The organism is Planococcus sp. VCh962 (genome assembly GCF_057748275.1).
Window position 1 is genome coordinate 460,530 of sequence record NZ_JBYLHS010000001.1, and the last position, 11,104, is coordinate 471,633.

Sequence of the window (11,104 nt, forward strand, 5' to 3'; positions counted from 1 at the left end):
CTGTTCGATGAAAAAGAAGGTTATATTAAGTGAGAAAACTACTTTCTACGAGGCTAGTGGCGCAAGCTGAAATTTTCTGGCCTTGAGCTGCCGCCCTGAGAAAGTGGAATAATGTTCGTACCGTTTTCGCTAATATGATAAACTAATGGCAATGGAGGGACGCAATATGACAGTTAGAGAACTCTCTTCCGCATTATATGAGGAATGCGGAAAATGTCTGGACCGGTTTTACGATATGCGTGAGCGGGATGCGGTTCCGGACTTTTATAAAGATGTAAAACCATACGCAGATTATTGGCACGAGAAGATAAATGAATGGCAACGGGAATCTCTTTTATATATTCAGCAAGAACGCCCCAAATATGTCCATAAACCACAAATCGATAACGCCGCTGAAGGAATGGCACAGTTTTTTGTGCAGAGCTTCTATAAAGAGACCAGCAAAAAGCGTTTTATCCAGACAATTCAAGCCGCGCAATACACCTTGCAAACCTTTATGCTGGCAATCGATGAAAAGAGCGAAGAAACATGATCAGAAGAAAAAAATTGCCTGAACTGTTGAATGAGTGGAAAACCGAACCGGATATGATGGAAAGAATCGAGCATTGGCACACCGTTAAAGAAAAGCCGGCGGCATACGCAGATTTTCCTCCAGCCATGCATGAAAGCTTGAAAGCGGCACTCCGCAAAAAAGGCATTGAGCAATTATATACGCATCAGCGCCAGGCTTTTGATTTGGCAGTTGACGGAAAATCGTTTACAGCCGTCACGCCGACTGCATCCGGAAAATCTTATTGCTACCATTTGCCGGTGCTTCATAAAATCCTCAATGATCCCGGAGCCCGGGCCTTGTATTTATTTCCGACAAAAGCATTGGCTCAGGATCAGAAAAGCGACCTGCATGATCTCATTGAAAAAACCGAGCAGGATATTTTATCTTATACCTACGATGGGGATACTTCCCCGGCTATACGGACGAAAGTAAGAAAAGCAGGACAGATTGTCATGACCAATCCAGACATGCTGCACTCAGCAATATTGCCCCATCACACAAAATGGGTGTCCCTTTTTGAAAATCTTCATTATATAGTGATTGATGAGCTCCATACTTACAAAGGGGTATTCGGCACCCATGTAGCCCATGTAATACGCCGATTAAAGCGAATTTGTGAGTTTTATGGCAGCAATCCGATATTTATCTGCACCTCGGCGACGATTGCCAATCCAAAAGAACTTGCCGAGAACCTGACCAATACGGAACATGTTTTAATTGATCAAAACGGGGCGCCTTCCGGCAAAAAGCATATTGTTTTTTACAATCCGCCGATTATCCACCCGACATTCGGAGTACGGAGAAGTGCAATTCTGGAAGTCCGCGATTTGGCGACGCATTTGGTGAAGCAGGGCATCCAGACGATTGTTTTTGCCAAAAGCCGAGTGCGTGTTGAAATGCTTGTCACTTATCTGCAAGCCATAACGAAAACGAAGCTGCAGGATGAATCAATCAAGGGCTATCGGGGAGGCTATTTGCCAACTGAGCGCCGCGCTATTGAAAAAGGGCTGCGTGATGGGACCATTAAATGTGTCGTTTCCACCAATGCGCTCGAACTGGGTGTCGACATCGGCCAATTACAGGCTTGCATCATGACCGGTTATCCTGGAAACATCGCGAGTGCCTGGCAGCAAGCGGGAAGGGCGGGAAGACGGCAGGATGAATCGCTGGTCGTTTATGTAGCACAGTCCACAGCATTGGACCAATACATCATTAACCATCCGGAATACTTGCTCGATCAGTCTCCGGAAGAAGCACGAATCCATCCGGAAAATATCATTATTCTAATGGATCATTTAAAATGTGCATCATTTGAATTGCCTTTCAGAACAGATGATCAATACGGCGAGTTTGAAGTACAGGAGTTGCTGGAGTATTTGCAGGAGCAAGGCGTGCTGGTCCGGACTTCTGATCGCTGGCATTGGATGAGTGACCGCTTTCCGGCACATGATATTTCTTTGCGTTCAGCTTCACAGGAAAACGTCGTCATCATTGACCAGTCCGTTCCAGCGGATACAAGAGTCATCGGAGAGATGGACCGTTTCAGTGCCATGACTTTATTGCATGAAGAAGCGATTTATCTGCACCAAGGCACTCAGTTCCAAGTGGAGATCCTGGACTGGGAAGAGAAGAAAGCCTATGTCCGTGAAGTGGATGTCGATTATTTTACAGATGCCAATCTGGCAGTCGAGCTGAAAGTGATGAGCGAAGACAAAACCAAAAAATTGCATGACGCGGATGTTCAATACGGCGACATTGCCGTCCTCGCCATGCCGACTATATTTAAGAAAATCCGTTTTGATACCCATGACAATATCGGCTCTGGACCGATTTCATTGCCAGCGGAGGAATTGCATACATCGTCCACGTGGCTGAGCTTTGCAAAACCTGAAGGCTTTAGTGATTCGGAGTTGTCGGATACCATGACAGGAGCTGCGTATGCCATTGAGTCATTCATCCCGATTTTTGTGCAATGCGACCGCCGGGATGTGCATGTCGTGCCGCAAGTCAAATCAACCCATAACGATCTGCCATCATTTTTCATCCATGATTCTTATCCTGGCGGCATCGGCATCAGTGAACGGATCTATGATTTATGGCAGCCATTGTTGGATAAAGCACAGCAGCATGTATCAGAATGTCCATGCCACGACGGGTGTCCATCATGCATCGGAGCGCAGGATGCAGCCATCAGCATGAAAAGCCATGTGATTAAGTTGCTGAATGAGCTTCGCAAAGAGAGGTGAGCAGCCTATGTCTTTTGAAAATAAGCTTTTGCAGATGAAAGGGATGCTGAAAAAGCAGCCAGCCAAAAAACAAGCAGCAAAAGCGATTGAACGCCCGCTTTACGAAAAGGAGTGGCGTAAAATCGGATTGGAACTGAAAGAAAACAAATTCGGTTTTGTCTATGAGAAAAAAATTAACTATCCTCTCAACCAAAAGCACGGCAAAGTGCAATTGGATGAACTGAACCGGGTTTTGGCCGCCTGGGAACAGACGCCATTTGAACACCCATTCAAGCTGAAGCAAGGAGACCCGATAGTCTTTTTTGACACGGAAACGACAGGCCTCAGCGGCACCGGAGCTTATATTTTCCTGATTGGCTTGCTGACCCAAAAAGAAGATCGTTTTGAAATGACTCAGTATATTATGCCCGACCCTTCACATGAAGCGGCATTTCTTTATGAGACCGGCTTATGGCGGGACGGGGAACCGATCATTTTTTCATATAACGGCAAAAGCTTTGACTGGCCGCAGCTAACTTCGAGATGGACGATGCACCGCCAAGTATTGCCAAAGCTGCCAACTCCGAAGCAAATAGATCTGTTCCACGGTACGAAACGGATTTGGAAAAATGAATTAGCTCGGATGAAACTGAGTACGATCGAAGAAGAAAAACTCGGATTCATACGGCAAGGGGACGTGCCGGGATACTTGATTCCGCCGATTTATCTGGATGCTGTGAAAAGCGGTTTTCCAGATGGCTTGGCAAAAGTCTTATATCACAATGAATTGGATATTTTGTCGCTTGTCTCTTTGTACGTACTGTCCTCGGATTTGCTGATGCAAGATCTGGAATCTGAGACGAGCGGAGCTTATACCAATATTGGCAAATGGTACGCCGATTTAAAGCAGTTTGAACAAAGTGCTGCCTACCTTGAACATGTCACCCAAGAGCGAGGCAGTTCAGCGGCGCTTGCCCGGTTCATGTTGGCAATTCAGAAAAAACGCAGCGGCCAGCACGAGGAAGCGGTGCGGCTGTTTAAAGAAGCGGCTCCTCATTTGCGTGGTGCTGTTGAAGTAGAGGCATGGATCCACGCCTCTAAATTATATGAACATCAACTTGGCGATTTGAATCAGGCAGTTATCATGGCTGGACTTGCAAAAGAAGCAAGCCAGCATACAAAAGTCCGAAATTCCCTTATCCAGGACATCGATAAAAGGCTGTTGCGCCTTGAAGGTAAAAAGCGAAAAAAACGTCCTGAAGTTGCCCAGAACTAAACACGAAAAACCTGCCTTATGCTATACTTAGCGTAAGGCAGGTTTTTTAATCCCGTATTAAGGGCAGTAAGAGCTGCCCGAACAAGTTCGAATGGGTCAGCGACCAAAATGTGAGTGGGAAATTTTCACTAGTTGCAGTTTCATCTTATGGAAGGACGATAAAAATGGACAATAAATTTACAGCGAAAGATATTTTAGAAAAAGATTTTAAAACTGGAATGCGTGGCTACAATCAAGACGAAGTAGACCATTTTTTAGATGAAATTATTCAAGACTACGAGATTTTTTCAAAAAAAATTGAACAGCTTCAAAATGAAAACAAGCGCTTGCGTGCCGAGCTGGAAGAAATGCCAAGAAAACAGGCGACTCCAGTTCCAGGGACAACTAATTTTGATATCTTGCGCCGGTTGTCTCATCTTGAAAATCATGTTTTTGGAAACAAATTGAACAACAAGTAAATTTCATTGAATTATTCAATGAAATAACGTATACTTGTAAAGCCATTGGAAATTCAGGCAATCGCTCCGGTATTTTACCGGAGAGGAAAGTCCATGCTCACACGGACCTGCGATGGCCGTAGTGATCGCGCTTAGCGAAACAATAAGCTAAGGCAGCTGCTTTTGCAGTTGACGGCGGGTAGAACGCCTAAGTCTTCGGATATGGCCGAAATACCCTGAAAGTGCCACAGTGACGGAGCTGTATAAGAAATTATGCAGGTGGAACGAGGTAAACCCCGCGAGTGAGAAACCCAAATTATGGTAGGGGCACTTTTCTGAAGGAAATGAACCGATGAAGAGGCAAGCTTTAGGCATGCAGATAGATGGTTGCCATCCACTAGTACGAGGTGCAAGCCGTTTGAGTACGTGGAAACAAAACATGGCTTATAGAATTTCTCTTGGCTTTAAATTGTGATCAAAGGCTCTCCTTTAGGGGGGCTTTTCTACTTATTACAGAAAATATACTTAACTTTCCTAAAAAGGATAAAAAATATATGTTGGTCTATTTGTCTAAATCTGATGATATTCCGCAAAACAGCTGTGAAGCCATCGGCCGAATCATTTCGGCCGGTGGCTTCGCGACGAGCTTGCGCAGGAGCATATGTTTTAAAGCTGCGGGCGAGCGCCAAGCCTCCTCAGTCGCTAGGGTCTCGGCTGTCTCCGCTGTTCTGCTCCATATCTAAGTAAGCAATCATTAGAAAGCAATCTGAGTGATTATCTCTTTTCTAGAAAACCTCTCTAGCGAAGGCGCGTCCATGGGCTAGGCGAAGCAAGAAGACAGGTGGTCTTCCTGGCTTCTTGCGGGAGCCATGCCCAAAGTGGCCGAAGTGATGTATGAAAAGGAATAATCCTTTATTATAATAATTATGTAAACAAAAATTAGACACAACCTGCAACAGGAAAGGAAGTAGTTATGAGTAAGTTTAAACTGTTAGCAACTGCCGCTATGGGGCTTGAATCGATTGTGGCGGATGAAGTAAAAGAATTAGGGTACCAGACACAAACAGAAAATGGCAAGGTCTTTTTTGAAGGGGACGAGCGGGATATCGCAAAAGCGAACCTATGGCTGCGCACGGCAGACCGGGTGAAAATCATTGCCGGTGAATTTAATGCCTATACATTTGATGAATTGTTTGAACGCACCAAAGAGATTGAATGGGAGAAATTCCTTCCGGTCGACGCGAATTTCCCGGTTCAGGGAAAATCAGTTAAATCGAAGCTTTACAGCGTACCGGATTGCCAATCGATTGTGAAAAAAGCGATTGTGGAACGTCTGAAAAAAGCCTATCAACGGAACTCCTTCCTGGACGAATCAGGAGCGCGTTTCAAAATTGAAGTTTCCATTTTAAAAGATAAAGTGCAATTGTCGATCGACACAAGCGGCGCCGGCTTGCATAAGCGCGGCTACCGTGTTGACCAAGGGGAAGCGCCGTTGAAAGAAACTTTGGCAGCAGCATTAGTGAAGCTCTCCAGATGGACGCCGGACCGTCCGTTCGTTGATCCTTTCTGCGGATCCGGGACGATTGTCATTGAAGCGGCGATGATCGGACAAAATATTGCACCAGGCTATAACCGCGATTTTGACAGCGAACAATGGCCATGGATGAAACAGCAGATTTGGGACGATGTACGGGCTGAAGCAGAGGAATTGGCGAATTACGACCAACCGCTGAACATCCTGGGTACCGATATTGACCACCGCATGATCAAAGTAGCGGAAGAAAATGCCCGTGAAGCCGGATTTGCCGATATCATCCAATTCCAGCAGCGCCAAGTCAAAGACTTTGTGACGCATGAAGAAAATGGAGTTGTCGTCGGCAACCCGCCATACGGCGAACGGATTGGTGAAGTGGAAGTGATTGAACAGATGATCAGCGATATGGGACGAATCTTTTCAAAACATCCGACTTGGTCCATTTATATCCTTTCTTCGATGGAAAAATTCGAGACGCATTACGGCCAGCCCGCAACGAAAAAACGAAAATTATTCAATGGTTTCATTCGCACAGATTTGTTCCAATTCTGGGGAGAACGGCCAAAAAATAAATGACTCGAGAACGGAAGGGCCGGAGCCCTTCCGTTTCTCTGTGAGGAGAACTTATGAGACAGCCTATACCATTTCCATTAAGCAAAGATAAAACGTTTTTTGAATCGCTAAACGATTGGATCGGTGACGTGTTTTACGACGAGCTGCCGGAAAAAGGATTTGATTTACGCGATGAACAAATATTTATGGCCTTCCAGATTGAACAGGCATTAAAAGAAAAATCGGTACTTTTCGCTGAAGCCGGAGTCGGGACTGGAAAAACCTTGGCTTATTTGCTGCCTGCGATTGCCTATGCCCGCTATACCGGCAAACCGGCATTGATATCCTGCGCGGATGAAACGCTAATTGAACAGCTTGTAAAAAAAGGCGGAGACATCGACCGGTTGAACGAATTATTCGATTTGAAACTGGATGTCCGCCTGGCAAAATCACGCGATCAATACCTTTGCCTTCAGCGTTTAGAAGGAGCCCAAAAGCGCAGCGACGCTGACTTCCTGGACGATATCGAATTCAGCTTGCCTGAGTTCGTCAACAAAACTTATTCGATGCAAAATACCTATCCTTACGGCGAACGCTCCAGTTACCCCGATGTGACTGACGAAGAATGGCAGCAAGTCAATTATCATCCTATCCAAAATTGCCAGGCTTGCGAACTGCGCAATAAATGCGGCCAGACTATCCACCGCAACCATTACCGCCAAGCGACAGACTTAGTGATCTGTTCTCACGATTTCCTGATGGAGCACATCTGGACAAAAGAAACACGCACACGTGAGGGGCAGACGCCGCTATTGCCTGATTATTCTTTGGTGGTTCTTGATGAAGGGCATTTGCTGGAATTCGCGGCTCAACGGGCATTGACTTACGAAGTGCAGGAAATGACGCTGTTGAATGTCACAGAACGCGTCATGGTTGATGGGGTAAGAGAAAAAACTTTGAGATTGATTGAACAGACGATCGATTTGCATAACGACTTTTTCCGCGAGCTGCGCAAAAATACCATTGCGAGCCATGAAGACCGCAAAGGGATCCGCAAGACCGCAGAATTGTTGGGGCTTGGCCGTGAGCTTGTCGAGAAAATTAATGATTTGCTGGAGGAATTTGTGTTCGAAGGGGAACTGTATACCATCCCGGAATACGATTTAAAGCTGGCTGAAGAGTATTTCGAGCTTTATACGTTTTCGATGAAGCTGTTTATTGAAGAAGGCGATGCCATCAACTGGCTTGAAGTGAAAGATGAGATCGAGACATTGGTCATTATGCCGCGTCTCGTCACTGATATTCTGGATGAAAAATTCTTTGACGGCAAAGTGCCGATTATCTTTTCTTCTGCTACATTGTCCATCCAAAAAGACTTTACCTATATTGCTGACAGCTTAGGAATTGATGACTTCCAATCGTTTACAGTGCCGTCTCCATTCGACTATGAAGACGTGATGAAAATATTCAAACACCCTTTGCTGCAGTCCGATAAATTCGGCCGTGTCTATGACTTATTTTCAACAGGTGACCAGACGCTCGTATTGTTCAAATCAAAAATGGATATGGATAATTTTAAACGTTCATTGCCTCTTGACCACCAATATGCGATTGAATTTGAAGGGGACCGGGAATTATCGACAGTCGTGAAAGAATTCCAGGAAGGCAAATTCCAAGTGTTGTGCTCATATCACTTATGGGAAGGCCTGGACTTGCCTGGTGAAGCACTGACGAAAGTCATCATTGTCGACTTGCCGTTCCCGCCACAGGATCCTGTTTTCGAAGCGAAACGCAAATTCAGCAACAATCCGCTTGAAGAAATTGATTTGCCGTTTATGCAGCTGCGCATCCAGCAAGGCATCGGGCGCTTGATCCGGACTTCGAACGATTATGGAGAGATTCACTTATTGTTGAATGAAGAGGAATTGGTCGTTGAACATTTGTGGAATCAAGTTTTGCCGGTTCCTGCAGAAAACTTTTAATCCTTCTTAAGACTTATGTTACAATGGGCTTAAAGTCTGGATTGGAGTGATATTATGACGCTTGAACAACAATTTGTGGAACATACTGGAAAAATGCGTGCTTATCAGGAAGCCCTTGCATTATTGTATTGGGATTTACGCACCGGTGCACCGAAAAAAGGCATCGATTTGCGTTCCGAGACAATTGGAACCTTGTCCTCTGAACTATTCGCGCTGGCGACTTCGGATAATTTCGGCGAACTGCTTACTGCATTGGAAGCGGAAAAAGACGGGCTGGTTCCCGTAATGAGCCGTTCTGTGGAAGAAGCACGAAAAGAGTATGATTTAAGCAAAAAGATCCCGCCTGAAGAATACAAGGAATTTGTTGTGTTGCAGTCCAAAGCGGAATCTGTTTGGGAAGATGCAAAAGCTGCTGGGGACTTTTCGATGTTCGAGCCATACCTTGAAAAGTTGGTTGCGGCGACGAAAAAAATGATCGGTTATTGGGGCGAGAAAAACGGCAGTGCCTATAATACGCTGCTTGATCAATACGAGCCGGGCATGACGACAGAAATCCTGGATGAAGTTTTCGGGAAACTGCGTGAACGCATCATCGCGCTTGTCCAAAAAATTGCCGATTCAGAACACAAACCTGAAACCGGTTTTCTATTCGGCCATTTTCCGAAAAAAGCACAGCGCGATTTCAGTTATGAAATCCTCGGACAATTAGGCTATGATTTTGAAGCCGGCCGTCTCGATGAAACGGTTCACCCGTTCATGACCAATATCAACCGAAAAGATATCCGTGTGACGACGAAATACGATGAAAAAGATTTCCGTACCGCGGTATTTGGCACTATTCATGAATGCGGACATGCTTTATACGAACAGAATTTGGGAGAAGAATTGTCTGGGTTGCCAGTTGAGACAGGCGCATCAATGGGCATCCATGAATCCCAATCGTTGTTCTTTGAGAATTTTGTCGGACGTCATGATAAGTTCTGGATTAACAATTTCAAGTTATTAAAAGACTATGCACCAGAACAGTTCAAGGGTATTGAAGTTGCCGATTATTGGCGCGCCATCAATGAGTCGAAGCCGTCGCTGATCCGCATTGAAGCGGATGAACTGACCTATGCGCTCCATATCATGATCCGTTATGAACTGGAAAAAGGGCTGTTTAATGGAGATGTGGAAGTAAAAGACCTTCCGCGTTTATGGAATGATAAATACGAAGAGTATTTGGGGATTCGCCCGTCGAATGATGCTGAAGGCGTATTGCAGGACGTTCACTGGGCAGGCGCAAGCTTCGGTTATTTCCCTTCTTATGCACTTGGCTATATCTATGCGGCGCAATTCAAAAACGCTATGCTGAAGGATTTGCCGAATTATGATGAGTTGCTGGAAAACGGTGAGGTAACACCGATCCGTGAATGGCTCACTGAAAACATCCACAAACACGGTGCTGTCAAGAAACCACTCGAAATTCTGCAGGATGCAACCGGAGAAGGCTTGAATGCAGAGCATTTAGCCAGCTATCTGGAGCAAAAATACTCAGAAATCTACCAGTTGAAATAACAATCGAACGGCTTGAAAAGCGATCTGCTTTTTAAGCCGTTTTTTTGTCTTATGCCCAAGTGGGATTGCTTTATGCCCAACTTCACTCAATATATGCCCAACTCAGCGTCAATTATGCTCAACTGGTTCACAACGAGGCGAATGCATGACCATTAAACAAATTTACGCCAATTTATTAACAATTTTGATTATAATGAAGTGAGGAGGGGATTTTCAATGTTAAAGTCATTTAGTTTAGAAGGCAAAACCGCTATCGTCACGGGTGCTGGAAAAGGGATCGGAAAGGCGATTGCATTAGCTGTTGCGGAAGCGGGTGCAAATGTAATGCTCGTTGCCCGCACAGAGTCAGATCTCGAAGCAGTACAGAAAGAAATAGGCAACGGGCGGACGGCTTATTGCGTTGCAGATATAACCATCAGGGAACAAATTCAAAACGCCGTAGAAAAAACAATTGAACAATTCGGAGCTATTGATGTCCTCGTCAATAATGCAGGCATGAATATCCGCTCCTCACTAGCGGACGCAAGTGACGCCGAATGGCATAAAATCATGGATACCAATGCCCACAGCGTATTTATGTTTTCTCAGGAAGTGGCCAAGAAAATGGATAGCGGAGGATCAATTGTCAACATCAGTTCTGTAGGCGGAGAGCGAGCATTGAAAACGGGTGTAGTTTATGCGGCGTCAAAAGCGGCAATCATACAAATGACCAAAGTAATGGCAATGGAATGGGGACCGAAGAATATCCGGGTCAATGCGATCGGGCCTTGGTATTTCAAAACGCCTTTAACGGAAAAGTTATTGAGCGACCAGAATTATTTGGATTCCATTCTTGCAGTGACACCGATGAAACGGGTTGGAGAATTGCCCGAAGTAGCAACGCCCGTGGTGTTCCTAGCTTCAGAAGCGGCAAGTTACATAACCGGCCAAACCTTATTTGTGGACGGCGGCATGACCATCCATGGTTTCTCTTAAGATCCGCCAATCC

At 45.3% G+C, this 11,104-nt stretch carries 8 protein-coding genes and 1 other RNA gene; all 9 read left to right on the forward strand.

From position 1 onward, the window contains the following. The first annotated feature begins 166 nt into the window (after positions 1-166). A complete protein-coding gene (locus AC3AQ9_RS02410; protein ID WP_488305854.1) occupies positions 167-532 on the forward strand; it encodes a YppE family protein in 366 nt (121 codons plus the stop codon). Next, positions 529-2,799 carry a DEAD/DEAH box helicase gene (locus AC3AQ9_RS02415; RefSeq protein WP_488305855.1) on the forward strand — a complete coding sequence of 757 codons (2,271 nt, stop codon included), beginning with the start codon at positions 529-531 and terminating at the stop codon, positions 2,797-2,799. Before AC3AQ9_RS02410 ends, AC3AQ9_RS02415 begins: the two co-directional genes overlap by 4 nt. 7 nt (positions 2,800-2,806) lie before the next feature. Continuing rightward, positions 2,807-4,054, forward strand: coding sequence for a ribonuclease H-like domain-containing protein (locus tag AC3AQ9_RS02420; protein WP_488305856.1), 1,248 nt, complete (start codon positions 2,807-2,809; stop codon positions 4,052-4,054). Positions 4,055-4,218: 164 nt separating this feature from the next. Then, complete coding sequence (gpsB, locus tag AC3AQ9_RS02425) at positions 4,219-4,512, forward strand: cell division regulator GpsB (protein WP_488305857.1); 294 nt, start codon at positions 4,219-4,221, stop codon at positions 4,510-4,512. 49 nt (positions 4,513-4,561) lie between these two features. Further along, positions 4,562-4,943: RNase P RNA component class B (gene rnpB, locus AC3AQ9_RS02430), an RNA gene on the forward strand. Between the two features lie 521 nt (positions 4,944-5,464). Continuing rightward, positions 5,465-6,601, forward strand: coding sequence for a THUMP domain-containing class I SAM-dependent RNA methyltransferase (locus AC3AQ9_RS02435; protein WP_488305858.1), 1,137 nt, complete (start codon positions 5,465-5,467; stop codon positions 6,599-6,601). 50 nt (positions 6,602-6,651) lie between these two features. Then, on the forward strand, positions 6,652-8,559 hold the full coding sequence (locus tag AC3AQ9_RS02440; protein WP_488305859.1) for an ATP-dependent DNA helicase: 1,908 nt from the start codon (positions 6,652-6,654) through the stop codon (positions 8,557-8,559). 54 nt (positions 8,560-8,613) lie between these two features. After that, entirely contained in the window at positions 8,614-10,116 is a 1,503-nt protein-coding gene (locus tag AC3AQ9_RS02445; RefSeq protein WP_488305860.1) for a carboxypeptidase M32, read from the forward strand. Between the two features lie 216 nt (positions 10,117-10,332). Then, positions 10,333-11,091, forward strand: a complete 759-nt coding sequence (locus AC3AQ9_RS02450) for an SDR family NAD(P)-dependent oxidoreductase (protein WP_488305861.1) — start codon at positions 10,333-10,335, stop codon at positions 11,089-11,091. Positions 11,092-11,104: the final 13 nt, after the last annotated feature.

Excerpts from the sequence above, each read along its gene's own strand:
- AC3AQ9_RS02440 (WP_488305859.1), top strand. The coding sequence starts at position 6,652 with ATGAGACAGCCTATACCATTTCCATTAAGCAAAGATAAAACGTTTTTT.
- AC3AQ9_RS02420 (WP_488305856.1), top strand. The coding sequence starts at position 2,807 with ATGTCTTTTGAAAATAAGCTTTTGCAGATGAAAGGGATGCTGAAAAAG.
- AC3AQ9_RS02410 (WP_488305854.1), top strand. The coding sequence starts at position 167 with ATGACAGTTAGAGAACTCTCTTCCGCATTATATGAGGAATGCGGAAAA.
- AC3AQ9_RS02450 (WP_488305861.1), top strand. The coding sequence starts at position 10,333 with ATGTTAAAGTCATTTAGTTTAGAAGGCAAAACCGCTATCGTCACGGGT.
- AC3AQ9_RS02435 (WP_488305858.1), top strand. The coding sequence starts at position 5,465 with ATGAGTAAGTTTAAACTGTTAGCAACTGCCGCTATGGGGCTTGAATCG.
- AC3AQ9_RS02445 (WP_488305860.1), top strand. The coding sequence starts at position 8,614 with ATGACGCTTGAACAACAATTTGTGGAACATACTGGAAAAATGCGTGCT.
- gpsB (WP_488305857.1), top strand. The coding sequence starts at position 4,219 with ATGGACAATAAATTTACAGCGAAAGATATTTTAGAAAAAGATTTTAAA.
- AC3AQ9_RS02415 (WP_488305855.1), top strand. The coding sequence starts at position 529 with ATGATCAGAAGAAAAAAATTGCCTGAACTGTTGAATGAGTGGAAAACC.